21 protein-coding genes are annotated in these 23514 nt (G+C 70.6%); 11 read left to right on the top strand and 10 right to left on the bottom strand.

All coding sequences use genetic code 11. From position 1 onward, the window contains the following. Positions 1-59 precede the first annotated feature (59 nt). The gene (locus tag ACWEV3_RS22030; protein ID WP_452615698.1) at positions 60-1247 is read right to left on the bottom strand and encodes a fumarylacetoacetate hydrolase family protein; all 1188 of its coding nucleotides are present in this window, start codon (positions 1245-1247) and stop codon (positions 60-62) included. A gap of 293 nt (positions 1248-1540) precedes the next feature. On the opposite strand from ACWEV3_RS22030, the gene ACWEV3_RS22025 reads away from it, so the two are divergent. Continuing rightward, complete coding sequence (locus tag ACWEV3_RS22025) at positions 1541-2293, top strand: SDR family NAD(P)-dependent oxidoreductase (RefSeq protein ID WP_452615697.1); 753 nt, start codon at positions 1541-1543, stop codon at positions 2291-2293. A 56-nt stretch (positions 2294-2349) separates the two neighbouring features. Here the strand turns inward: ACWEV3_RS22025 and ACWEV3_RS22020 are convergent, their stop codons facing one another. Then, positions 2350-3426, bottom strand: a complete 1077-nt coding sequence (locus ACWEV3_RS22020) for a MerR family transcriptional regulator (protein WP_452615696.1) — start codon at positions 3424-3426, stop codon at positions 2350-2352. Between the two features lie 91 nt (positions 3427-3517). Then, positions 3518-3982, bottom strand: coding sequence for an NUDIX hydrolase (locus tag ACWEV3_RS22015; RefSeq protein WP_452615695.1), 465 nt, complete (start codon positions 3980-3982; stop codon positions 3518-3520). Positions 3983-4358: 376 nt separating this feature from the next. On the opposite strand from ACWEV3_RS22015, the gene ACWEV3_RS22010 reads away from it, so the two are divergent. After that, on the top strand, positions 4359-5357 hold the full coding sequence (locus ACWEV3_RS22010) for a DUF418 domain-containing protein (protein ID WP_452615694.1): 999 nt from the start codon (positions 4359-4361) through the stop codon (positions 5355-5357). A gap of 61 nt (positions 5358-5418) precedes the next feature. On the opposite strand, the gene ACWEV3_RS22005 is transcribed toward ACWEV3_RS22010, so the two are convergent. Then, a complete protein-coding gene (locus ACWEV3_RS22005; RefSeq protein ID WP_452615693.1) occupies positions 5419-6645 on the bottom strand; it encodes a phosphodiester glycosidase family protein in 1227 nt (408 codons plus the stop codon). Between the two features lie 248 nt (positions 6646-6893). On the opposite strand from ACWEV3_RS22005, the gene ACWEV3_RS22000 reads away from it, so the two are divergent. The 6 genes from ACWEV3_RS22000 to ACWEV3_RS21975 all read left to right on the top strand — a co-directional run bounded on the left by ACWEV3_RS22000 (position 6894) and on the right by ACWEV3_RS21975 (position 15030). Continuing rightward, positions 6894-10007, top strand: a complete 3114-nt coding sequence (locus ACWEV3_RS22000) for an NACHT domain-containing protein (protein WP_452615692.1) — start codon at positions 6894-6896, stop codon at positions 10005-10007. 494 nt (positions 10008-10501) lie between these two features. After that, entirely contained in the window at positions 10502-11284 is a 783-nt protein-coding gene (locus ACWEV3_RS21995; protein WP_452615691.1) for an MHYT domain-containing protein, read from the top strand. A 94-nt stretch (positions 11285-11378) separates the two neighbouring features. After that, the gene (locus ACWEV3_RS21990; protein WP_452615690.1) at positions 11379-13631 is read left to right on the top strand and encodes a sensor histidine kinase; all 2253 of its coding nucleotides are present in this window, start codon (positions 11379-11381) and stop codon (positions 13629-13631) included. A gap of 14 nt (positions 13632-13645) precedes the next feature. After that, positions 13646-14068 carry a roadblock/LC7 domain-containing protein gene (locus tag ACWEV3_RS21985; RefSeq protein ID WP_452615689.1) on the top strand — a complete coding sequence of 141 codons (423 nt, stop codon included), beginning with the start codon at positions 13646-13648 and terminating at the stop codon, positions 14066-14068. Positions 14069-14087: 19 nt separating this feature from the next. Beyond that, entirely contained in the window at positions 14088-14462 is a 375-nt protein-coding gene (locus ACWEV3_RS21980; RefSeq protein ID WP_452615688.1) for a DUF742 domain-containing protein, read from the top strand. Next, positions 14443-15030 (top strand): GTP-binding protein, encoded by a 588-nt coding sequence (locus tag ACWEV3_RS21975; RefSeq protein ID WP_452615687.1) that lies wholly within the window; start codon positions 14443-14445, stop codon positions 15028-15030. Before ACWEV3_RS21980 ends, ACWEV3_RS21975 begins: the two co-directional genes overlap by 20 nt. Positions 15031-15099: 69 nt before the next feature. Here the strand turns inward: ACWEV3_RS21975 and ACWEV3_RS21970 are convergent, their stop codons facing one another. From ACWEV3_RS21970 to ACWEV3_RS21955, 4 genes are all read right to left on the bottom strand, one after another. Then, positions 15100-16050, bottom strand: coding sequence for an asparaginase (locus tag ACWEV3_RS21970; RefSeq protein WP_452615686.1), 951 nt, complete (start codon positions 16048-16050; stop codon positions 15100-15102). Further along, the gene (locus tag ACWEV3_RS21965; RefSeq protein WP_452615685.1) at positions 16047-17483 is read right to left on the bottom strand and encodes an amino acid permease; all 1437 of its coding nucleotides are present in this window, start codon (positions 17481-17483) and stop codon (positions 16047-16049) included. The genes ACWEV3_RS21970 and ACWEV3_RS21965 overlap by 4 nt, the downstream gene beginning before the upstream one ends. A 5-nt stretch (positions 17484-17488) precedes the next feature. Then, positions 17489-18172 (bottom strand): FadR/GntR family transcriptional regulator, encoded by a 684-nt coding sequence (locus ACWEV3_RS21960; protein ID WP_452615684.1) that lies wholly within the window; start codon positions 18170-18172, stop codon positions 17489-17491. Between the two features lie 291 nt (positions 18173-18463). Next, positions 18464-18670, bottom strand: coding sequence for a hypothetical protein (locus tag ACWEV3_RS21955; RefSeq protein WP_452615683.1), 207 nt, complete (start codon positions 18668-18670; stop codon positions 18464-18466). 42 nt (positions 18671-18712) lie between these two features. Between ACWEV3_RS21955 and ACWEV3_RS21950 the strand changes: the two genes are divergently transcribed. Both ACWEV3_RS21950 and ACWEV3_RS21945 read left to right on the top strand, forming a co-directional pair. Beyond that, positions 18713-19174 (top strand): YcxB family protein, encoded by a 462-nt coding sequence (locus ACWEV3_RS21950; protein WP_452615766.1) that lies wholly within the window; start codon positions 18713-18715, stop codon positions 19172-19174. Between the two features lie 96 nt (positions 19175-19270). Further along, on the top strand, positions 19271-20986 hold the full coding sequence (locus tag ACWEV3_RS21945) for an NB-ARC domain-containing protein (protein ID WP_452615682.1): 1716 nt from the start codon (positions 19271-19273) through the stop codon (positions 20984-20986). Positions 20987-20988: 2 nt separating this feature from the next. Here the strand turns inward: ACWEV3_RS21945 and ACWEV3_RS21940 are convergent, their stop codons facing one another. Together ACWEV3_RS21940 and ACWEV3_RS21935 are read right to left on the bottom strand one after the other, a co-directional pair. Next, entirely contained in the window at positions 20989-21294 is a 306-nt protein-coding gene (locus ACWEV3_RS21940; RefSeq protein WP_452615681.1) for a hypothetical protein, read from the bottom strand. Positions 21295-21417: 123 nt separating this feature from the next. Further along, positions 21418-22257, bottom strand: a complete 840-nt coding sequence (locus ACWEV3_RS21935; protein ID WP_452615680.1) for a helix-turn-helix domain-containing protein — start codon at positions 22255-22257, stop codon at positions 21418-21420. Between the two features lie 188 nt (positions 22258-22445). Here ACWEV3_RS21935 and ACWEV3_RS21930 point away from each other — a divergent pair, with 188 nt between their 5' ends. Then, positions 22446-23420: an aldo/keto reductase gene (locus ACWEV3_RS21930; RefSeq protein ID WP_452615679.1), complete on the top strand. Its 975-nt coding sequence runs from the start codon at positions 22446-22448 to the stop codon at positions 23418-23420. The last annotated feature ends 94 nt before the right edge of the window (positions 23421-23514 follow it).

Genomic DNA, 23514 nt, shown 5'->3' with positions numbered 1-23514 from the left:
TCCTTCACCGGCCGCTCTGGTCGCGAACGGCCGCCGTTCGATGCGGTCGGTGGGCGGTTTCAGTCACGTCGCGTGCCCTGCAGGAGGCCGCGCGCGGCGAGATTGGTCATCAGCGCGCGGATGCCGAAGGTCCAGTCGGCCGCGTCCTCCGCGGTGTTCACGACGTTGATCAGGCTACCGAGCGCGGGGGAGGAGATGCGCACGACGTCGCCGGGCTTGTGGGTGAAGCCCTGGCCTGGGACGTCGCGGTCCTCGGTGGGGGCGAACATCGTGCCGGTGAACAGCACGAACCCGTCCGGGTACTGGTGGTGGCGGCCGTGGGCGTGCCCGATCAGCTCCTGCACGTCGCGGCTGATCTCACGGACCGGGTTGACGCCGTCCAGCCGGTAGCCGTCGGTCCCGGCGATGGCCAGGCCGATCTCCAGGTCCTGCGCGTCGTCGAGGGTGAACTGGTCGTCGAAGAGGCGGAGGAACGGGCCGATCGCGCAGGACGCGTTGTTGTCCTTGGCCTCGGTGAGCAGCAGCGCGCTGCGCCCCTCGAAGTCGCGGAGGTTGACGTCGTTGCCCAGCGTCGCCGCCACCGGGACGCCGCGGGAGGTGACCGCGAGGACCAGTTCGGGCTCCGGGTTGTTCCACGTCGAGCGTTCGAGCACCCCGATCTCCGCGCCCGTGCCGACCGCGGACAGCACCGGGGCCTTGGTGAAGATCTCCGGGTCCGGGCCGATGCCGACCTCCAGGTACTGCGACCAGAGGCCCTCCTTGACGAGCACCTCCTTGATCCGCTGCGCCTCGGCGGAACCCGGCCGCACCTGGGAGATCCGGCCTTCGATGACGTCGCCGAGCTTCGCGCGGATCTCCTCGGCCCGGCGGAGGTCGCCCTCGGCGCGCTCCTCGATCACCCGCTCCAGCATGCTCCGCACGAAGGTCACGCCCGCCGCCTTGATGACCTGCAGGTCGACCGGCGCGAGGAAGTGCGGCCGGGCGCGGTCGCCGGACAGCGTGGCCTGGAGGAGGTCGGCGAGCCGCCAGTTCCGGCCGCCCTCGTGCGTCCGCACGACCTCCCCGGCGTCGGCCCGTTCGAGCAGCCCGGCGGCAGTCGGCTCGACACCGGTCAGGTCGACGACCGACGCGCCGCGCACCGCGGCGACGCACGGGCCGCCGCAGTCCGGGTCGAAGACGCGGGCGACCAGCGTCGCCCGGTCCGCGTCATCGGGCAGGACGTGATCGGCGTGGGTGGAGAGGTTCACGGTGCCTGCCTTCCTCGGGGCTTGCCGGAGCGATCCGAAGCGGATTGCGATCAGCGCTTCCCGCCGGGATCCGTTCGTGGCCCAGGTGATCGCGCGAACTCCGGCGCGCCGCGGCTGCGGATGGTTGCGGCGGCTGCATGGCCGAACTATGGTCCGAACATCATACGAAGTCAACCGGATTCCGGGCCCGGCGCACGCGCCCGCGCACATCGGTGTCCGATGTGGACTCGATGGGGTTCCCGCCGGGCGGGATGATCAGGCTTCGTGCCTCGGCCACGTCCCGGGAGGGGAACTTGAGCGATCTCTTCGCACTCAACGGCAAGAACGCGGTCGTCACCGGCGGCGCGCAAGGCATCGGTGAGGCGATCGTGCTGGGGCTGCGCGACGCCGGGGCGCGGGTGTTCATCTGCGACATCAACCCGGAGGTCGGCAACGCGACCGCCGAGCGGCACGGCGTCGAGTTCGTTGCCGCGGACGTCACCGACCCGGCCAGCGTGGAGGCGGCGTTCGAGCACGTGGCGACGACGGCCGGATCGCTCGACGTCGCGGTCAACAACGCCGGGATCGTGCACAACCACCCCAGCGAGGACCTCGCGGACGAGGACTGGCGGCGGGTGATGTCGGTGAACCTCGACGGCGTCTTCTACTGCTGCCGGGCGGCGGGCCGGCGGATGCTCCAGCAGGGCTCGGGGAGCATCGTCAACACCGGCAGCATGAGCGGCCACATCTCCAACCACCCGCAACCGCAATCTGCTTACAACACGGCGAAAGCGGGCGTCATCCACCTGACGAAGTCGCTGGCCGGGGAGTGGGCCGACCGCGGCGTGCGGGTCAACTCCGTCTCGCCCGGTTACGTCGGCACCGAGATGACCAAGCGCGGGATGAGCAACGAGGAGTGGCGCCGGGTCTGGGTGGGCGACACGCCGATGAAGCGGGTCGCCGAACCCCGCGAGATCGCCCCCGCCGTGGTCTTCCTGGCTTCCGACGCCAGCAGCTACTGCACCGGCGCGGACCTCGTCGTCGACGGCGGCTACACCGTCTGGTGATATCGCCTGCGGACGGCCCGTCCTCGACCGGTTGGCGAGGACGGGCCGTCGGTCGGCTACGCGCGTGCGAGCGCGTCGATGACCACGAAGGCGAAATTGTCCGGTGCGCCTGCGTCGCGGATGAGTTCGGTGAAGCGATCGACCGCTTCCCCGGGATCGCCGGCAGCCTCCAGGGTGTCGCGCAGCTGCTGTTCGGGCACTACGGCGTGGAGGCCGTCGGAGCAGAGCAGATAGCGGTCGCCGCTGTGCGCTTCGCGCAGGTGGAGGTCCGGTTCCACGGTCCCGCCGCGTTGCAGGGCGCGGAGCAGCGTTGCCCGGTTCGGGTGCGTCGCCGCCTCCTCCGGGGTCAGCTTTCCCTCGTCGACCAGCGACTGCACGAAGGTGTGGTCGTGGGTGATCTGGGTGAGCTCCCCGTCGCGCAGGAGGTACGCCCTGGTGTCCCCGACGTGCGCCAAGGCGAACTGGGCGCCCGACCACAGCATCGCGGTCAGGGTGGTACCGACGTGCTCGTTCGCCGGGTCGGCTGCGAAGTCGTGGACGGCCTGCCGCGCGCCGTTCGCGGCCGCGCCGAGAGTCTTCAGCAGGTTTCCCGTGGGCGCCTCGGCGTCGAGAGCCCGGAGCGCGTCGACCGCCGCGATGCTCGCCGCGCGGTCCATGCCCTGCGCGCCGAATCCGTCGGCGACGGCGAACAGGTTCCTGCCCTCGTACACCGCGTCTTGATTCTCCTCCCGCACGAACCCCCGGTCATCTCGAGCAGCAGAGCGCAGTTGCCATTCCGCTGGTACATCGGCCATTTCGGTTTCCCTCCTCGACAGGTGATCGACGAGGAAGGCCGCCAACTCCCCGCGGGCCGCGGTGTCGGCCTCGACCTGGCGCCAGTACGAGCCGACCTCCGCTGCCGCGGCGAGCGGGGGAAGGTCGCAGACCACCCTGATCCGGGCCAGCGGCATGCCGAGCCCGCGCAACCACGCGACCAGCTGGGCGTGTTCGAGCTGGGACCGGTCGTAGGAGCGGTAGCCCGAACGCGGATCGACGTCCGCCGGTGGCAGCAGCCCCAGCTCGTCGTAGAGCCGCAACGCCTTCGGCGTCAGCCCCGTCGCCTGCGCGAACTCACCGATGCTCAGCCTGGACATGGCTCCCTCCTCGTCCCGGGCGCCTCGCCCGGTGACCCGACCCTGCGGGTTGTCCCTGGGTGAAGGTCAAACTCCCGTCGGCGGCGGGCGGTCAGAAGCCGAAGGTCGTGACCTGGGGGAGGGTGCCGGCGCGCAGGTGCCGGAGGATGTACTGCTCGTGGGGCACGGCCGGACTCGGCGGCGTGTCCAGCGGAAACCACTGCAGATCTGCGGTCTTCTCGGGCTCGGCCCGCCTGGGCCGGCCGGTCCAGCGGCGGCATTCGAAGAAGAAGTCCACCCGTTCGTTGATCGCCCGGTGGTCGCCCTGAGTTCGGTGCATGACCGACAGCGGCACGAGGTCTTCGGCGGAGATGTCGATGCCGAGTTCTTCGGCGGCTTCCCGGCGCGCGGCGTCGATGACGGACTCACCGGATTCGACGTGGCCCGCCGCGGCCATCGCCCAATGCCCGTCCATGTACCCGGTGTTGCGGCGCAGCTGCAGCAGCACCTCCTCCTGGGCGGCCGACCTGCGGAGCGCGATGTAGACGGATGGAACGACCTGGAACCGATCAACCATGGAACCGACCCTAGCCCCAGGATTCCGGGGCCGGTGGGCGATATGGGGCTCCCCGGTAGCAGACGGGATCGGTGCGAGGAGGCGCTTTCCGGCCTTCCCGGCCGAATGGCTCGTTCTTGGTGGCCGATCGGCTGACCGGTGCGGGCCGGACTCGGCCTTGCGGATGATCCGCGATGGGGGTGGTCGCGGCGATCCTGATCGTGATCGGACTCGGCGATGGGCCGGGTTGGCTGCGATGTCAGGAGGAACTCGTGTCAAGCTCAGCGGCCGGTGCCGGGGCGATGAAGCCCTGGCCGGTGACCGTGGTTCTGATGCGCCGGCAAGCGGTTCGGCGCGCGGACGGGCTCGCGTCGTGCGGATCGCGGGGGTGGGGTCGATGACGACTGCCGTGGCGGCACGACCGGTGCGGCGGCGCATCGGTGATCTCGACTCGCTGCGCGGGTTCGCGCTGTGCGGGATCCTGTTCGTCAACATCCCGGACATCGTGCACATGGGCTGGGGGCCTGCGATCGGGGTGGCCGATCCGGTCCGCTCGGCGCTGAACATGTTCGTGCAGCAGCGGTTCCACCCGATCTTCGCGTTCCTGTTCGGCGTGGGATTCGCGCTGTTCCTGGACCGCGCGACCGGGCGAGCGGCCCGGCCCCGGGTGCTGCTGCTGCGGAGGCTGCTGGCGCTGCTGGTCATCGGGATCGGGCACCAGTTCCTGCTGCCGGGCGAGCCGCTGCTGATCTACGCGATCGTCGGTCTGATCGTGCTGTTGCCGACGTCGGTGCTGCCGCGGTGGGTCGCGCTCTGGGGCGGCGCCGGGCTGCTCGCGGTGGGGTTGTTCGGGCTGAGCGGCGGAGTGGGCCTGGTCCCCGGCCTGTTCCTGCTCGGCGCGGCCACCGTCCGGTACGGCGTGATCGACACGCTCGACCGCCGGGCGGGGCAGCTCGCGATCACCTTCGGGCTCTCCGCGGTGCTGGCCGGTTTCGCCCTCTGGTTGCAGGTCAACAGCAAGGGCTCGGCGTCGTTCTTCGTGATCTGGGCGGCGGCGGGACTGCTCGGTGGGCTCGCCTATGCGTCCGGTTTCCTGCTGTTGTGCAGGACTCGCGCCGGTGGCGTGCTTTCCGCGGCGTTCGCGCCGCTGGGGCGGATGGCGCTGACGAACTTCATCACCGCCACCCTGCTGACCTTGGCGGTGGCGCCGGTGATCGGCCTGGGGCAGGACTCCATCCGGTACGACCTGATGCTGCTGCTGGCCGCCGGGATCCTGGTGGTGCAGTGGGTGTTCTCGCGCTGGTGGCTGAGCAGATTCGCATTCGGGCCGCTGGAGTGGGTCTGGCGCTGCGTGACGTGGTGGAACCGGGTTCCGCTGCGCGGACAGGTCGTCTGAAGCCGGCGTCTCTCGGATCTGGTCCTGGTGCGAGCCGAGGTGTTCCTAGAACGCGGGTTCGTCAGCGGGCGGTGGAGAAGACGCCGATCCCGTTCGCCACGGCGCGGGGAACGCCGTCGGAGGGAACGTTCTTGATCACCGCCCGGGGCTGACCGGGGTCGCGTGCCGCCAAGGTCGACGAGCCGCCGCCGTCGAGGTTGACGGCATCGGCGGCCCCGAAGGACCGGATCAGATCGGCCAGCTCGCGGACGCTCAGCCCGGTGCTGGCGGCGGAGCGCCCGTCCACGGTCAACAGGTACGCGATCCGCCCGTCCGAGCTGGCGCCCGCGGCGGTGCGCGGCGCCAACGGCCCGGTCTCCAGGCCGGGCAACGGCTTTCCGGCGCGGAGGATCGGGAATCCGCCGACGGCGAACTCCAGCGGCGGTGCCTCGGTCGCCTCCAGCCGGGACTCGGCCACGACCCGGTCGCCGAGGTTGAGCTTCTCCAGCTCGATGGCGCCTTCCTCGCGCCCGACGAGGACGACGGTGTCACCGGGAATGGCGCCGGCGCCCGGCTCGTCGTGCTCGGCGCTGACAACGCCGTTGCGGACGACCACTTCTTCGGTGTCGGTGGTGCACGGCGCGGAGCGATCGGTGTCGGTGCCGCACACCGCTCGCGCCCTGGAGACCTCGCCCCACGCCGAGGTGTAGAGCCCGATTCCGCCGACTGGCACCGCGTACTGGTTCAGGCCCGCGAGGTCGGCCGTCGTCCCGCCGCTGCGCACCACGCCGGTCAACGACACGCTGGAGACTCGCGCGCGCCGGTCGACGCCCAGACCGAACACGTCCTTCGTCGAGGTTCCCGCGGGCAATCCCGGGCCGAAGCGCTGCCCGTTGGGAACGGCGGCTTTCAGGTCCACGCCGTCGGCGATCGCGGGCCCGACCGAGGAGCCCGTCGCGGCGACGCCCTCGTGCGTCTCGCTCAGGTGGAAGAAGTCGCCGTTGACGCCTGCGACCGCCCGCTGCGCATTGGTCATGTCGTCGATCTCGTCCCGGGCGGCCACCGCGGGCGGGTGCAGCAGGTCGAGTTCGACGCCGGGATCGCGCAGATCCGCGGTCAGCAGGTATCCGACGACCGGCCCGTGCTCGGTGGAGAGCTCGAAGGACCGGTAGGTCACGCCCGGCGCGATCCGCTCCTCGGCAAGGCGCGGCTGATCGGCCGACGCGGGCGCGGCCGGTGGTAGCAGTGCGCCGAGGAGGACGGCGGCACCGAGCGCAGCCAACCGACGTGGGAATGCCGCAGAAGTCATCGCCGTCCGCCTCTCCGCAAGATCGAACCGGCGGCAGCGTAGCGCCGTGACAGCGGCCAGGAGATTCTCCGGCGATGAATTGCCAGTGAGGCGCGGGCGAATTCCTCGTTCCCGGTGAGGGCGGAGGAACAACAGGGGAACGGCCGGATTCCCGAGGATCCGGGTTCTTCCGGAGGCACGTCGAGTAGGCTCGGCGGTCCTGTTCCAGCCGGTTGACATTCGGTTCAGAGGGGGACGTCATCACCGGGATGGAGACCGTCGCGGGCAAGGTCGGCCAAGCCGTTGCCCAGCGGGCCGTGAAGTCGTGGCTGGAGGAGCGCCGCAAGTCGAAGGAGCGGACCGCGTCGCTGGCGGAACTCGCCGCGGCCGAGCTGTCGACGGTGCGGCAGCGCAAGCGGTTGGAGCACCTCGCCGAAGGCATCGGGCACCAGGTCGGCGACCAGCTGGAACCGTTGCTGGAGACGAAGTTCTCGGCGTTGCCGGACAACGAGGTCCGTGCGGCGCTCGATGCGGTGGTGGACGCGATCGACGACGCGGATCTGTCCGACGAGGCGATCCTCGACGCCGACGCCGACCCTGAGGTGCTGGCGCGGCGCATCCGCCAGCAGGTGCCCAACCACGCCGGGCTGTCCGAGCTCGCCACCAGGCTCCACGACCTCGCCCTCGACCAGGCCTGCCGCTACCTGGTGCAGGTGATCCGGCAGCTGCCCGCGTTCCAGCCCCGCGCGCTCGCCGAGGTTCTCGGGCGGGCGACCGCGCAAACCGCCCAACTGGACGAGATTCTCGCCCGATTGCCCAGGACGAGCCTGCACGCCCCGCAGGGCGCGGAGAACGACGAGGAGTTCCGCGGGGAATACCTGCGGTACATCGCGAACGCGCTCGACCGGCTGGAGCTGCTCGGGCTCAGCATGCGCCATCGGCCCAGGCTGTCGTTGAGCGTCGCCTACCTGAGCCTGACCGTGTCCGAGCCGGACGACGACTCGCGAAACGGCGCCGCCACAGCGGACAAGTGGTTCGCCGCCCAGGACGACCACCGCCGGACTCGAACGCGCGTGGAATCCGCGCTCACGAACCGGACCTTGGTGCGCGGCGATGCCGGTTCGGGCAAGACGACGCTGCTGGACTGGCTCGCGGTCACCGCCGCGCAGGGCGGGTTCACCGGCCGGCTCCGGGAGTGGAACGGGTGCGTCCCGCTGCCGATCCGGTTGCGGCGCTACGCCGATTCGCCGCTGCCCGCGCCGGAGCAGTTCCTGGACGAGACCGCCAAGTGGCTGGTCGGCCTGATGCCGCCTGGCTGGGTCCACCGGAGTCTGCGGTCCGGCGAGGCCTTGGTGCTGGTGGACGGCGTGGACGAGCTCCGGCCCGCGAAGCGGAACCAGGTGCGGGAATGGCTGCGCGACCTGGACGCGGCCTTCCCCGAGACGAAGGTGGTCGTCACGTCGCGCCCGGCGGCGGCGGACGAGCGCTGGCTGACCGAGCAGGGCTTCTCCTCGGTGCTGCTGGAGCAGATGGGGCCGACCGACGTGAAGACGTTCCTCGGCCGTTGGCACGACGCCGCCCGCGACGCCGACGCGCTGCCGTGCCCGGTCGATGCGCTTCCGGCGGCCCAACGTCGCTTGATGAACCAGCTCGACAGCCGGGAGCACCTCCGCGCGCTGGCAGCGAACCCGTTGTTGTGCGCCATGTTGTGCGCGCTCAACCTGGGGCGGACGTCGCAACTGCCGCAGAACCGGATGGAGCTCTACCAAGCCGCCCTGAGCATGCTGCTGGAACTGCGGGACGCCGAGCGGGAGATCACCGGACTGCTGAGCCTGACGGAGAAGTCCGTGCTGCTCCGCGACCTGGCGTGGCGGCTCACCCTCGGCAACCGCAGCCAGCTGTCGACGGCGAAGGCCCGCGAGCACGTCGAGCGCAAGGTGCGGTCGATGCCGAACACCACGGCCGACCCCGGCGCGATCGTCGCGCACCTGCTGGAACGCAGCGGAGTGGTGCGCGAACCGGTGCCCGGTCAGGTCGATTTCGTGCACCGGACGTTCCAGGAGTACCTCGCGGCCGCCGAAGCGATCCAGGACGGCCAGATCGAGGCGCTGGTGGCCCACGCGCACCTGGATTCGTGGTGGGAGACCGTGGTGATGGCCTGCGGTCACGCCCACCGCAACCAGGTGGGCGAGCTGCTGACCGGAATCCTGGACCGCGCCGACGCCGAGCCCTCCCGGGCCCGGCGGCTGCGGCTGCTGGCGGCGGCGTGCCTGGAGACCGTGACGGATGTGGATGCCGCGGTGCACGACCGGGTCGACCAGGTGATCCGCGATCGCCTGGTACCGCCGAGGAGTCTCCGGGAAACGGCGTCGCTGGCCTCGATCGGGCACCGGGTGCTGCACTACCTGCCCACCGACCTGACGGACCTGTCCGTTGCGGCGGCGGAGTCGACCGTTCGCACCGTCGCGCTCACGGCCACGCCGGAGGCGATGTCGCGATTGGCCTGCTATGCGAGCGATCCGCGTCCTGAGATTCAGCGGGAACTCGCGATGGCGTGGCAGTACTTCGACCCGGAGCGCTACGCGCACGACGTGCTGGCCGATGCGCCGTTGGTGAACGGCTCGATCTGGGTGGATTCCAGGAGGTTCATCCCGCACCTGCCTGCTCTTCGCAACCTCACGTGCGCCGACATCTGGCTGCCGAACCACGAACCGCTGGACACGCTGGAGGTCTTCGCCGGGATCAGAAGGATCGAGCTGATCCGTACCGTGCTGCGCGGGGACATCGATGTGACTCCGTTGCTGGAACATCAAGGGTTGCGGTCGGTACTGCTGTTCTTCGCCGACAGCTACACGAACCTCGCTGCGCTGGGGCAACTCCCGGAGCTTGTCCAACTGTACCTTTGGCACCGCCAGGAGCACGCAGACTTGGGTTTCCTGGAGAATCTTCCTGAGCTCGTCAGCCTCTCGCTCGGTGACCTGGGCCCGGGAACGGACCTCTCACCGTTCGGGCACCTCCGAGCACTCGAGTACTTGAGCGTCGACGGCTGGCCGCGCGGGTTCGCTTTGACCGCACTTCCAGAGCTTCCGAAACTCGGGAGGCTGAGACTGGGGCACCACACGGCCCCGGATGCGCTGGAGGGAATCGCGGCCCACCTGACCGGTGTCGCCGAGCTGACCCTCGTTGGCGACGTCGTGACGAACTTGGCACCCGCTTCCGAGATGCCGAGCCTGGAACGGCTGGTCGTGCTGGGCACGAGCAGGCAAACCGTCGACCTGCGCCCGCTCGCCGGGAGGTCGCTGCAGGTCGAATTGTCCAGACGAGATCGGCACGTTGGCCTCGGCGAGCTCGGTGATGGTGTCCGCGTGCACTGGATCAATTGAGGGACGCTTGCCGAAGATCCGACCCGGACAATGCGGGGATAGCAGCCCGGAGCCAACCCCGACGGCGGTGGGGCGTCTACGCTGCTGAACCTGCTCGGCAGCGGGATGTTCAGGTGCGCGACCACCCACTCGTCCGGGTACTGCTCCACGTGGTGGAAGCGGGCTCTCCTCGGCGGCCGCAGCGGCGGCGGCGACGGTGGCGGGGAGTGACGCGGCGGCCCGCCGTTCCGGCAGGACCGAAGATGATCGTCCTATTCGGACGTTCTCGCGGCGCGTGGGGCGTTACTTAAGGGAGAGTTAACTGCGTTATATGTGGCCGGGAATCACGCACCGCGCATAGTCCGTCACTCGAAAATCTATTGTGGAGAGTGGTTGTGATCGGCGCGTGATCTGAGTATGGTCATTCGACGTGACCGGCCAGTCGGGGCAATGAGGGTCGCTTCTTGACAGGTGCCGCCTACACGCTTTAGGGAATAATGGGTCAGATAGGCTCGATGACGGAGTTCGGTTTCGGCTGGCTGACACCGGTCCTGTCGTACGTGATGGCTTGCGTCGGCGCGGCGCTCGGCTTGCGCTGCATGGTGCGCGCGCTCGCGACGACCGGCCGCGCGCGGCGCAATTGGTTGATCAACGGTGCCGTCGCGATCGGCACCGGCATCTGGACGATGCACTTCATCGCGATGCTCGGCTTCCACGTCACGGGCACCGACGTCCGCTACGACGTTCCGCTCACGGTGCTGAGCCTGGTGGTCGCCATCGTGGTGGTCGGCATCGGCGTCTTCGCGGTCGGCTACAGCCGTTCCAAGGTGCTGGCGGTGCTCGTCGGCGGCCTGATCGCCGGTGTCGGGGTGGCCGCCATGCACTACGTCGGGATGGCGGCGATGCGGCTTTCCGGCATGGTCAGCTACGCCCCCGAGATCGTCGCGTTGTCCGTGCTCATCGCCGTGGCCGCCGCGACCGCCGCGCTGTGGGCGACGCTGAACATCCACGGCCCGCTGGCCGCGTTCGGCGCCTCGCTGGTGATGGGCGTGGCGGTCAGCGCGATGCACTACACGGGCATGGCCGCCGTGAGCGTCCACCTGCACGACGTGGCCGCGCCCGTGGCGGGCGCCTCGCCGATGCAGTTCATCTTCCCGCTCACCGTCCTGCTGGGGTCGTACCTGTTCCTCACCTCGGCGTTCGTCGCGATTTCGCCGAACGCGTCGCGGAAGCCCGATTCGGACGACGCCGGGGGAGCGTCGGAGAATCCCGCGGAGACCGCCGCCGGAAGAATTTGATCAACGGAATTCCCGCCGCGCATATCGCGTGAATTGATCGGTCGCCCGCCGCGTCCGCAACAGCCGTTTCTCGAAAATCCGGGATGGATGGTTCATGCCCGAAAGACGCCGGTATTCCGGCATTGGATTCCCGCGCCTGCAACCGAAATCGGTGCGCGCGAAGACCGTTGCGCTGCTCGCGGTCCCAGTCGTTTCGCTCATGGCGCTGTGGTCGATGGCCACGGTCTCGGCGGTGCAGAGCGCATGGACGCTGCACCAGGTCGAGCAGCTCAACGACAAGCTGGCCGGCCCGGTCCGGAACCTGGTCGGCAGCCTGCAGGGCGAGCGCGCAGCGGCCGTGCGGTACCTGGCCGCGCCGCAACCGGCGGCGGAGCAGGCCTTCGCCGCCGAGCGCGCGCGCACCGCGCAGGCCACCACCGCGCTGCTCGACGGCGTGACCGTCGCCAGGGCCGACATCGCGAGCCTCGCCACCGACGTGAACGAGCGCATCGACGTGCTCGTCCAGGACCTCGACCGGTTCCAGAACGCCCGGCCGGCGGACTGGACCAGTGCCTACGTCGAGTACTCCGCCGCGATCGAGCACGCGTTCGCGGTGGAGGAAGTGCTGACCACTGTGCAGGACGGGCAGGCGGCCGCGACCGCACGGGTCGTCCTCCAGCACAGCCGCGTCGCGGAGACGATCGCCCGGCAGGACGCGATCGTGACCTCGGTGCCGGCGGGCGCGAGGATGACGCCCGAGCAGCACCGGGCCTTCGCCGTCGCACTCGGCGGTCAGGACGTGCTGACCGGTGGCCTGCTGCCCGAACTCCCGGCCGCCGGCCAGGAGGCGTACCGGCGACTCGTCGATGGCGACGATTACCGTTCCCTCTGGGCGATGCAGAAGGACATGCTCGAAACGGGCGCCGTCACGTTCGCCCCGGACCAGTGGCGTGGCGCGGTGCAGACCCTGGCGCAGGCGGTGGACACCAGCCAGGCCAACGCTCGCGCTGAGGGCGCCGCCGAGGCGGAAGCGGCGAGCCGATCGGTGACGATGCAGGCGGTGTGGACGGTGCTCCTCGGCCTGGTCGCCGTGCTTCTCGCGCTCGCGGTGTCGGTCCGGATCGGTCGCGGCATGGTGATCGAGTTGGTGGGCCTGCGCGACTCGGCTCTGGAACTGGCGAACCGGCGGCTCCCGCAGGCGATGCGCAGGCTGCGGGCCGGGGAGAAGATCGACATCGATGCCGACGTCCCGGTGGTCGCGGGCGGCGAAGGCGAGATCGGCCAGGTCGGCGACGCGCTCAACGCGGTGCAGCGCTCGGCGCTGCAGGCCGCGGCCGAACGGGCCGAACTGCTCACGGGGGTGTCCGGGGTGTTCGTCAACCTCGCCCGGCGGAACCAGGCCCTGGTGCACCGCCAGCTCGGCATCTTGGACGGCATGGAACGCCGGACGGAAGACCCGGCCGCGCTGGAAGATCTGTTCCGGGTCGACCACCTGGCGACGCGGATGCGTCGACACGCCGAGGGGCTGATCATCATGTCCGGTGCCGCACCCGGTCGGGCCTGGCGCCAGCCGGTGCCGCTGATGGACCTGGTCCGCTCGGCGGTCTCCGAGGTCGAGGACTACGCGCGCGTCGAGGTCCGCCGGATGCCCGGGCTGTCCGTGCTCGGCTCGTCGGTCTCCGACGTCACGCACCTGTTCGCCGAACTCGTGGAGAACGCCACGACGTTCTCGCCGCCCGACAGCACCGTGCTGGTGCACGGCGAGCCGGTGGGCACCGGGTTCGTGGTGGAGATCGAGGACCGCGGCCTGGGCATGAGCCCGGAGCGGCTGGCGGAGGCCAACCGGCTGATCGCCGAGGCCCACCGGCTGGAGCTGTTCGAAAGCGACCGGCTGGGCCTGTACCTGGTGAGCCGCCTGGCGAACCGGCAGGGCATCACCGTGTCGCTGCGCCGCTCTCCCTACGGTGGTACCACGGCCGTGGTGCTGCTGCCGATGTCGATCCTCACGCCGGAACCGGCCGGGGACTCCCGTGACCAGCCGTCCGAACCGGACGAACCCGTGCGACCGCCGAAGAAGGCGATCGCGACGAGGCTGCCGGTCCGGACCGCGGTGCCGGCGCGGCAGCAGGTCTGGGTGGAGCCGGCGACGGCCGACGAGCCCGAGCCGGAAGCGGACACCGGGGGTCTGCCGCGCCGGACCCGCCAGGCGAGCCTCGCCGCCGGGCTGCAAGCGGACAACCGCAAGCGAACCGACCCGGCCGCAGCGTCCGCGCTCTCGCCCGAGGAGGCGCGAAGCATGATGTCCGCGCTCCAGCAGGGATTCGCCCGCGGGCGTGGCGTGGCTACCGACGACTCCGCTGACGCCTGAGACGAGGAGCATCCATGTTTGGCACGACCGAACGATCCGGAGAGCTGAGCTGGCTCCTGGACGAGCTGGTCCACAACGTGCCGCGAGTCAGACTCGCGCTGCTGCTGTCCAACGACGGCCTGGCCATGGCCGTGTCGTCGGGCGTCCGCGACGAGGACGGCGAACACCTCGCCGCGGTCGCCTCGGCGCTGCACAGCCTCGCGAAGGGCACCGGCAGGCATTTCGACGCCGGCTCCGTCCGGCAGACGATGATCGAGCTGGACGGCGGCTACTTGTTCGTCGTGGCCGCCGGCGGCGGCACCTGCCTCACGGTGTTCGCCGACGCGGGCGCGGACATCGGTTTCGTCGCCTACGAGATGGCGCGGCTGATCAACCAGGTCGGTGAGCACATGCACGCCGCGGACCGCTCGCCCGGCCAAGCCGGGGGTGACCGATGACGGCATCGGGGTGCGGGCCGTGAACGGGCCTCACCAGAACTGGTACGACGACGACGCGGGGCCGATGGTGCGGCTGTACGCGATGACCGGCGGCCGCGCCCGGCCGGGCCGCGGCACGCTGGACATCATCACGCTCGTGGTGGCCGCCACCGCGCCCGAGCACGACCTGACGCTCACCCCGGAACAGGCCGGGATCCTCGGCCTCTGCCGGGGCAGGCGGGTGTCGGTGGCGGAGATCGCGGCCCGGTCGAACCTACCGCTGAGCGTCGTCCGGGTGCTGCTGGCAGACCTGCTCGACGCCGGGCACGTCCGCATCGAGCGCCCCACGCCGCCGCGCGAACTGCCGAGCGAAGACGTACTGAGGGAAGTGATCAATGGCCTCCGCGCGCTCTGACCACCGGATCGGCGGGCCCGTCACCGCGCTGAAGATCCTGATCGCCGGCGGGTTCGGCGTCGGCAAGACGACGATGGTGGGCGCGGTCAGCGAGATCCGGCCGCTGCACACCGAGGAGCGCCTCACCGAGGCCGGCGTCGGCGTGGATTCCACAGCCGGGGTGGAGCAGAAGACCACCACGACTGTGGCGATGGACTTCGGCCGCATCACGCTGCGCGACGAGTTCGCGTTGTACCTGTTCGGCACGCCGGGGCAGGACCGCTTCTGGTTCTTCTGGGACGACATCGCGCAGGGCGCGCTCGGCGCCGTCGTGCTCGCGGACACCCGCCGCCTGCCGGACTGCTTCGCGTCGGTGGACTACTTCGAGCGCCGCGAGATCCCGTTCATCGTGGCGGTCAACCAGTTCACGGGCTCGCGGCGCTTCGGGGTGGAGGAGGTCGCCGCGGCGCTCGACCTCGACCCGGGCACGCCGGTCGTCCTCTGCGACGCCCGGGAACGCGAGTCGGCCAAGGAAGTCCTGATCGCCCTGGTGGAACACGCCGGCCGCGTCTACGCCGAACGCCGCTGAGCATCACCGCGGACCGCGAAAAGGGGTGTGCCCGCCGGGACTTCCGGCGGGCACACCCCTTTTGCGGCGTCAGTTCTTCAGGGCGTCGGTGACGGTCAGGCCGTCGCTGGTGAACCGGGCGAGCAGGCCGGGGTCGACGCCCGCGATCTCCAGCGCCGCGATGGTCGCCGGGAGGCGAGCGCGGTCGGAGCCGTCGGCGATCTTGAGCGCGATCGCGGTGCCGTCGGGCAGCGCGGCGATCTGCACCGCTTCGAAGCCGTCCTTGGCGATCAGGCCGGGCACCGCCGCCATCAGCGCCGTGGTGTCCCGGCGGGAACCGGCTACCATCTCCGGGTGCGTCCGGAACGCGTGCGCGACGGCGCCCTCCGGGCTGTCGGCCGGCGCGCTGGCGATGCGCCCGGCCGCGGTGGCCAGGCCGCGCAGTGAGACGGCGAACAGCGGCGCGCCGCAGCCGTCGACGGCCACGTTGGCGATCCGCTGCCCGGTCAGCTCCTCCACTGTGGACGCGATCTCGCGCTGCAGCGGGTGCGCTGGATCCAGGTAGTCCGATGTGGACCAGCCCTGCCGGCGGCTGACGTGCAGCATCGACGCGTGCTTGCCCGAGCAGTTGTGCGCCAGCTTGCTCGCCGGGCGGCCCGCGGCGATCCAGGCCTCCCGCTCGGCCGGGTCGAAGGGCAGGTCGGCCGGGTTGCCCAGGTCGGCCTCGGTCGACCCGCCCGACTCCAGCACCCGCAGCGCGCCGGCGAGGTGGGTCTGCTCGCCGGAGTGGCTGGCGGCCGTGAGCGCCAGCAGGTCCGGCGGCAGCGACAGGCCGAGCCGGACCATGGCGACCGCCTGCATCGGCTTGGCCGCCGAACGCGGGTAGCAGGCCGTTTCGGCGTCGCCGGCCTGGAACAGGATCGAACCGTCGGGAGCGACCACCACGACCGAGCCGTGGTGGACGCTCTCGACGAGGCCGTCCCGCAGCACGTGCACCAGCGGCACGTGCGCGGGAACGCCGACCGGCGGGGTGCGGGTCATGCGTCGGCCTTTTCGAGCACCGAGGTGTCGATCTTGCCGCGGACCCGGAACCAGCCGATGACCAGCGCGATGATGATCACCGGCAGGGCCATCAGCGTGATCCGGCCGATCTCGTCGAAGGCCATCAGGACCACCACCGACGCGAGGAACGCGAGCGTGACGATCTCCGTGTACGGCGAGAACGGCAGCCGGTAGCTCGGCCGGGTCACCTCGCCGCGCTGCGCCTTGCGGACGAACAGCAGGTGGCAGAGCACGATGATGGCCCAGGTGGCGAGGATGCCCACGGAGGCGAAGTTCAGCACGATCTCGAACGCCTCGGCGGGCACCACGTAGTTCAGCCCGACGCCGACCACGCAGACGGCGGCGGTCAGCAGGATGCCGCCGTAGGGCACCTGGCTCTTGTTCATCACGGCGGTGAACTTCGGCGCGGAACCGGCCATCGACATCGACCGCAGGATGCGGCCGGTGGAGTACAGGCCCGAGTTCAGGCTGGACATCGCGGCGGTGAGCACCACCAGGTTCATCACGTCGCCGGCGTAGGGCACGCCGATGTGCGAGAGCACGGTGACGAACGGGCTTTCGCTCTTGCTGTAGGCGCCCCACGGCATGAGCATCGCCAGCAGCACGACCGAGCCGACGTAGAACAGGCCGATCCGCCACATGATCGAGTTGATCGCCTTCGGCATGATCTTCTCGGGGTTCTCGGTCTCACCGGCGGCGACACCGACGAGCTCGACGGAGGCGTAGGCGAAGACCACGCCCTGCATGATCAGGACCAGCGGGATCACGCCGGCCGGGAAGATCCCGCCGTTGTCGGTGAGCAGCTGCGGGCCGGGCAGGTTGCCGTCGATCGGGTGCTGGGTGACCAGCAGGAAGATCCCGATGAACATGAACAGCACCAGCGCGGCGACCTTGATGATGGCGAACCAGAACTCCAGCTCGCCGAACAGCTTGACCGACACCAGGTTCAGGGTCAGCACGATCGCCAGCGCGATGAGCGCCAGCACCCATTGCGGGATCGGGGTGAACGCCGACCAGTAGTGCACGTACAGCGCGATCGCCGTGATGTCGGCGATGCCCGTGGTGGACCAGTTCAGGAAGTGCATCCACCCCGCCGTGTAGGCGCCCTTCTCGCCCATGAACTCGCGGGCGTAGGAGACGAAGGAGCCGGACGAGGGCCGGTGCAGGATCAGCTCGCCGAGCGAGCGCACGACGAAGAACGCGAACAACCCGCACACCGCGTAGGCGATCGCCAGCGACGGGCCGGCCTGCGCGAGCCGGCCACCGGCGCCGAGGAACAGCCCGGTGCCGATCGCGCCGCCGATGGCGATCATGTTGATGTGCCGCGCTTTCAGCGACTTGCTGTAACCAGCGTCGCCGGCGTCGGCCGGGCCGTCGCCACGCTGCGGCGGCTGCAGGATCTGGTCGGTCATTGGATTCAGCTATCCCCGTTCTCATCAGCTGCGGGCACCGCGGTAGCGGCGGCCCCGACGATGTTGCTGAGCGTGCTTTCGACGTGGGTCAGGTGATGGGTCATGGCCTCGGCCGCGGCGATCTCGTCGCGGCCGCCGATCGCCTTCAGGAGCAGCCGGTGCTCGACGTTCGACGCCGGGCGCCGGTCACCGAGCTGGTTCAGCAGCGTCGACTGCCTGGCCAGCGCGTCCCGGATCTCCTCGATGACCTTCGCGAAGACCGGGTTGCCCGATGCCTGGGCGATGGTGATGTGGAACAGCGAGTCCAGCGCCACCCAGGCGGTGTTGTCGGTCTCCTGCTCCATCCGCTCCACCAGTTCGGTGAGCGTGTCCAGGTGGTCCGAGGTGTGCCGGCGCGCGGCGTAACCCGTGGCCGGGACCTCGACGTGCCGGCGCGCTTCGAGGAGGTCGCGCGCCGAGTAATGGCCGAACACCGGGTTCTCGACCGGCCGGTTCGACACCACGAACGTGCCCTTGCCGGTCTTCGACGCCGTGAGCCCGAGGGCCTGCAGGGCGCGCAGGGCCTCCCGCACGACCGACCGGCTGACTTCGAACTCCTTGCTGAGGCCGGCCTCGGCGGGCAGCTTGTCGCCCACCGAGTACTCGCCTCGTTCGATGGCGTCGCGGAGGGTCTCGAGGACTGCCTCCATCGCGCCAACTCGCCGGATGCCATGTCCGGCTGCCCGGCTGTCGGACAGGTTCATGGCACGAAAGGGTGAATGCGAACACGTTCCGTTGTCAAGCCTTCGTACCAATGCGCCCGAAAAGGTGAAGTATGACCGTTTGATGTCGATGTGACGCTTGTGTCCGATGCGGCTACCGCTGGGGCGAAACCCGAGGACCACCCCGTGAACCGAGCTCATCTCGACCGATACCATCCCGCCGCTGAGGCGCAGGTCTCCTGCGCGAATCGCAACGTACGGTAACCGGTCGTCGCGACGTCAGCCGCGCCGGGCGAACACCCCGATCGCGTCGTAGGCGATCCGGGAGCCCTCGTCCTTGTGCGGTTCGAGGACGTTCTCCCCGGCGCGGAAGAGCCCGGCCGGTAGCGGCCGCTCCAGGTAGGACGGCTTCAGCGGCGAGGTCGAAGCAAGTCGGGGATCCCGGAGTCCAGGCGGCGTGTGAGGGGCCGCTAGCCGCACCGCCATGCGAGCCGATCCTGAAATCGTCTCTAAGATACGGCGGTGCAGATGTCCCTGGAGGTTCCCCACGACGTGCACCGCTTGCGGCGCACGATCCGGTTCCTGTCCCGTCCTTACGTGCTCCTCACCCGCATCCTGGGCGGGGTGCTCGCCTTCCTCGGCGTGGTCCTGGTCGTGCTGGACACCTCCTCGGCGGTCGCGTACGCGGCCGCCGCCGGCGGACTGGCGGTGGTTTTCGCGATCGGGCCGATCATGGTCGCGGTGGGGATGCGCACCCAGGCCGCCGCCATCCAGCACGGGTACCGCCTGTCGCTGGACGACGAGTGGATGCACGTCGCCTACCCGCTGGTCGAGTCGCGGTGCCGGTGGGAGGGGCTCGATCGCGCGGTGGAGACCCCCGAGGCCTGGTACGTGATGTTCGGCAAGGCGCAGGCCGTGGTCGTCCCCAAGGACGTGATGACCCCGCAGCAGCGGGCCGAGTTCGAGGCTTTCGTCGCGGCACGACGCTGATCCGCCCGCGTGGATTCCCCCTCTCGGCCGTCGCAGCGGCGCTAAGATCATCGGCGGAACGTCGCATTGGGCCTGGTGGGATGGGGTGGGTGGCTCGTGGGCGATGAGGGCGAGACCAAGAACGAGCAGAGCGGCACCGTGAACGGGCCGGTCGCTCAGGTCGGCAACGTCTACGGCGGCGTCCACTTCGGTGGGCGGCAACGGGATCCAGTGGTGCCCCGGCAGCTGCCGCCGGCCGTCGCGTCGTTCTCCGGGCAGGCGGGCGAGACCGCGGCGTTGAACGCGGTGCTGGCGGAATCCGCCCGCCTGGTGGTGATCTCGGCGGTCGAGGCGACGGCGGGCATCGGCAAGACCGCGTTGGCCGTGCACTGGGCGAACCAGGTGGCCGAGCGGTTCCCCGACGGCCAGTTGTACGCGAACATGCGGGGTTCCGACGCTTCCGGCTGGCCGGTGCGGCCGGGTGACGTGTTGCGGAGCTTCCTGGAGGCGCTGGGGGACGACAAGATCCCGTCGGACCCGGCGGCGCAGGCCGCCCGCTACCGCACGCTGCTGGCGGACCGGCGAGTGCTGGTGGTGCTCGACGACGTCCGCGACGCCGAGCAGGTGCGCCCGCTGCTGCCCGGCGGTTCCACCGCGTTCGTCGTGGTGACCAGCCGGAACCAGCTGACCGGCCTGATCGCCGAAGGTGCCCGCTCGATCACCCTGGACCCGCTCGGCGCGGACGAGGCGCGCGAGTTGCTGGCCCGCCGGCTGGGCGACGACCGGTTGGCGGCCGAGCGGCAGGCTGCCGATGAGCTGATCGAGCTGTGCGGGCGGCTGCCGCACGCGCTGAGCGTCGTCGCCGCCAGCGCGGCGAGCGCGCCGTTGTCCGCGCTGGCGGCGGAATTGCGGAATTCGGTCGGCCCGCCGGGCGTCGGCGACCTGCCGACCAGGATGGCGGCGGTGCTCGATTGGTCCCGGGCGCGCAGTGCGCCACCGCCGGGCGAGGGCGACTGGCGGAGCCGGGTCCGGGCTCCTGGCTGGGTGCGCAGCTCGAAGGTCCTCTTCGCGGCCGCCGCTGCCGTCACGGCGACCACGTTGTTCGTGTCCACCGGCATGATCGCCGCGTCCAGCTTCCTCGGGCTCGGGTACTTCCTGATCCGGTTCGCCCTGCTCTTCGCCGGGCTCGTGCTCATGGAGCGGCCCGGCGGGCGGAGCGTGATCGGCGCGGGGCTGGTCGTCGCGAACGCGGTCTACTGCCTCGTGGACGCGCTCGCCTCGATCCACGCCGAGGCCGATGTGTGGGTGTGGCTGGAGTTCTTCGCGGTGATCGCCTTCACCGTCCTGCTGGTCATGCGGTGGGCCCCGTTCGACGCGGTGCCGCGGCGGGCGCGGTTCGTGCCGCCCAGCCGGCGCCCGCTCGCCTACGTCGTGGTCGGGGCAGCCGCCGCGCAGTTCGTCATGCTCTTCGCCGGGATCCCGCACGAATACGGCAGCATGACCGTGATGGCCGGCGTCGGCGCGTTGGCGGCGCTGCTGCCGGTGGTGGCCATCGGCGGACTGTGCGCGGTCACCGCGCTGACGGAGCCCGGGGACGAATCGCAGCGGACGTTCGTCGCCGCGACGGTCGCCGCGTACCTCGGCCCGGAACTGCTGCTCCTGCTCGGTTCGCTGCTGCTCGGGCCGCAGTTCACCTACCTCGGCGGCGCTTTCTGGTCCGACGGCCAGCTCGTCGGTTCCTGGGGCGTTTTCGCGTTCGCGCAAGCGGTCGTGGCGGCGGCCTTGCTGGCGTCGACGCTGGTGCTGCTGCGGCGCACCGACGCGCGGGACTGACGTCAGCGATCCAGGCGTTCGGCGGCCTTCTTCTTGGTCGAGCGGCCGACCCGCTGGTCCGATTCGAGGTCTTGCAGCGCCGCGAGCTCTCTGCTGCGGTTGACGCGGCCGAGCGCGCGTGCGGCGTCGAAGCGCGTCTGGTCGCTCTTCGCGCCGGCCGCAAGCGCGGCCAGCAGCCGTTCCGAGGCCCTCCGGTAGCCGGCCTTCTGCGCCGCGTGGAGCCGGATGGATTCCGCGACCGCCGCGTCTTCTGCCAGGCGTTCCAACGCTTTCCGGGCTGCGCTCGGCAGCACGAACCGGCCGGTCATTCGATCATGGTGCTCCGGGCGGCCATCCCGCACTGGCTGCCGCAGTCATGCGCTGGGCGCAACCCGTGCCACGGCTTGGAAAACGCCGCCGGGGAGCCCCGCGAGGTCATATCCGTTGTCTGCTCAGCCGGTTGCCGGAGCCAGCTGATCAGCGCGCAGGGCTTCGAGCGCCTCGGCGGTTGCCGCGTCGGCTGGGAGGTGGACGACCAGGCGGTGGTCGTCGGGGCCTGGGACGGTGAGACTTTCGTAGGTCAGGCGGATCTCGCCGGCGATGGGGTGCGTCCACCGTTCGACGCCGGTCGAGGGCGGGAGGGTCGCTGCGCTCGCGAATCGGCGGCTGAATTCCGCGCCCGCCGTCACCGACAGCTCGTCGGCCAGCGCTGCCGACATCCGATCGCCGAGATCGGTCGCCGCGCGCAATGCCGCAGCCTGCTCGTCCGCGACACGATCCCACTCCGGGAACGCCGTGCGCGCCCTGGCATCGGTGAACACGAACCGCGCGAGGTTCGGCGGGTCGGTGTCGAGGATGCCGATCGGCATCGCGAGCAACCGGAATCCCCCGGTGTGGGCGAGGATGTCGGATTGCGGGTCGGCGATGAACGCGGGACCGGGCTCCAACCGGTCGAGCAGGGCGCGCAGGGTGGGGCGCAACGAGCGCACGGGCGCGGTCGCCTGCTGGCACACCGCTCCGTCGCCGAGCTTGACCAGGCGGTGCAGGTGCACGCGTTCCTCGGGCGAGAGGTGCAGGGCGTCGGCGAGCGAGCCGAGCACCTGTCCGGACGGCCTGCGATCGCTGCCGCGTTCCAGGCGCGTCAGGTACTCGACGCTGATGCCCGCGAGCTCGGCCAGCTCGGACCGGCGCAAGCCCGGGGTGCGGCGCGTTCCGAGCGACGGCCCGGCCTCGGACGGTGCGGTCGCCTCCCGTCGGGCTCGCAGGAATTTGCCCAGCGCTTTGTCGGTCACGCGCCCGAGTCTAGGTGGCCGAGCGCGGGGTGGAATCGGATCGGCCCGGAGACGGGCCCCGACAGGGCCTCCCTGCGGCAGCCGGCGCGCAACAGCCTGGTGGGCATGAGTGCTTCCACCCGCATCGAGCACCTCCGAAGCCGAACCCGCGCCCGTCGTGCGGCGGTCGGCGCGGAGGTGGTGTGACGATGCGATACCGCCTGTTCGGCCGAACCGGCCTGCGCGTTTCCGAACTCGTCCTCGGCACCATGGTCATCGACGACGCACGCGAGTGCCGGCGCATCATCGATGCTTACGCCGATGCGGGCGGCAACGTCCTCGATACCGCTTCGGCCTACGGCGAGAGCGAGAGCATCCTCGGCACGGTCGTCGACCGGCGCGACCGCTTCGTCATCGGCACGAAGTACACGTTGTCGCGGGATGCCGCCGATCCCAACGCCGCCGGCAACCACCGCAAGAACCTCGTGCTGTCGCTGGAGCAGAGCCTCCGCCGCCTGCGCACCGACTACATCGACATCTACTGGGTGCACATCTGGGACCGCCACACGCCGGTGGAGGAGACCATGCGCGCCCTGGACGACGCCGTGCGAGCGGGGAAGATCCTCCACATCGGAGTGTCCGACGCCCCGGCGTGGGTCGTCAGCCGCGCGAACACGCTCGCGCAGTGGCGGGACTGGACGCCGTTCGCGGGTCTGCAGGTGCCCTACAACCTGCTGAACCGGGACATCGAGCGGGAGCTCCTGCCGATGGCGGAGGCGTTCGGGATGAGCGTGACGACGTGGGCGCCGCTCGCGGCCGGCGTGCTCTCCGGCGCGGTGGGCCGGCGAGTCGATCCCGCCGCGCTCACCGAGCGGGACCGCGCGGCGGCCGACGCCGTCCGCGAGGTCGCCCGCGAACTGGGCGTCCGGCCGGCCCAGGTGGCGATCGCCTGGACCCGCAGCAAATCCCCGGCGGTGCTGCCCATCGTGGGCGCCAGCAGCGCCGAGCAGATCATCGAGAACGTCGGTGCGGCCGACGTCGTCCTGCCCGCCGAGGCGGTCGAAGAGCTCGATGCCGTGGTGGAGTTCCGGCTCGGTTTCCCCGGCGACTTCATCGCCGAGTGCGAGCAGAGCCCGTTCGTCTTCGGCGACAACGCGACGAAGGTGGACGCCTGGCCGTCCTGAAGCGTGGGACGGGCTGCGCTGCGGCGTGTTTTCGGGCGCACGGCAAGGGCGTCCGTGCCATCCTCGGCGTCGCGTGATCATCTCGGCCTGAGGA

The organism is Saccharopolyspora sp. NPDC003752, assembly GCF_053605825.1.
Note: the sequence above shows the minus strand (reverse complement) of the source record. Positions and strands in the feature narration are given on the sequence as shown.

Excerpts from the sequence above, each read along its gene's own strand:
- ACWEV3_RS22020 (WP_452615696.1), bottom strand. The coding sequence starts at position 3,426 with ATGTCCAGGCTGAGCATCGGTGAGTTCGCGCAGGCGACGGGGCTGACG.
- ACWEV3_RS22015 (WP_452615695.1), bottom strand. The coding sequence starts at position 3,982 with ATGGTTGATCGGTTCCAGGTCGTTCCATCCGTCTACATCGCGCTCCGC.
- ACWEV3_RS22010 (WP_452615694.1), top strand. The coding sequence starts at position 4,359 with ATGACGACTGCCGTGGCGGCACGACCGGTGCGGCGGCGCATCGGTGAT.
- ACWEV3_RS22005 (WP_452615693.1), bottom strand. The coding sequence starts at position 6,645 with ATGACTTCTGCGGCATTCCCACGTCGGTTGGCTGCGCTCGGTGCCGCC.
- ACWEV3_RS22000 (WP_452615692.1), top strand. The coding sequence starts at position 6,894 with ATGGAGACCGTCGCGGGCAAGGTCGGCCAAGCCGTTGCCCAGCGGGCC.
- ACWEV3_RS21995 (WP_452615691.1), top strand. The coding sequence starts at position 10,502 with ATGACGGAGTTCGGTTTCGGCTGGCTGACACCGGTCCTGTCGTACGTG.
- ACWEV3_RS21990 (WP_452615690.1), top strand. The coding sequence starts at position 11,379 with ATGCCCGAAAGACGCCGGTATTCCGGCATTGGATTCCCGCGCCTGCAA.
- ACWEV3_RS21985 (WP_452615689.1), top strand. The coding sequence starts at position 13,646 with ATGTTTGGCACGACCGAACGATCCGGAGAGCTGAGCTGGCTCCTGGAC.
- ACWEV3_RS21975 (WP_452615687.1), top strand. The coding sequence starts at position 14,443 with ATGGCCTCCGCGCGCTCTGACCACCGGATCGGCGGGCCCGTCACCGCG.
- ACWEV3_RS21970 (WP_452615686.1), bottom strand. The coding sequence starts at position 16,050 with ATGACCCGCACCCCGCCGGTCGGCGTTCCCGCGCACGTGCCGCTGGTG.
- ACWEV3_RS21965 (WP_452615685.1), bottom strand. The coding sequence starts at position 17,483 with ATGACCGACCAGATCCTGCAGCCGCCGCAGCGTGGCGACGGCCCGGCC.
- ACWEV3_RS21960 (WP_452615684.1), bottom strand. The coding sequence starts at position 18,172 with ATGGAGGCAGTCCTCGAGACCCTCCGCGACGCCATCGAACGAGGCGAG.
- ACWEV3_RS21955 (WP_452615683.1), bottom strand. The coding sequence starts at position 18,670 with ATGGCGGTGCGGCTAGCGGCCCCTCACACGCCGCCTGGACTCCGGGAT.
- ACWEV3_RS21950 (WP_452615766.1), top strand. The coding sequence starts at position 18,713 with ATGTCCCTGGAGGTTCCCCACGACGTGCACCGCTTGCGGCGCACGATC.
- ACWEV3_RS21940 (WP_452615681.1), bottom strand. The coding sequence starts at position 21,294 with ATGACCGGCCGGTTCGTGCTGCCGAGCGCAGCCCGGAAAGCGTTGGAA.
- ACWEV3_RS21930 (WP_452615679.1), top strand. The coding sequence starts at position 22,446 with ATGCGATACCGCCTGTTCGGCCGAACCGGCCTGCGCGTTTCCGAACTC.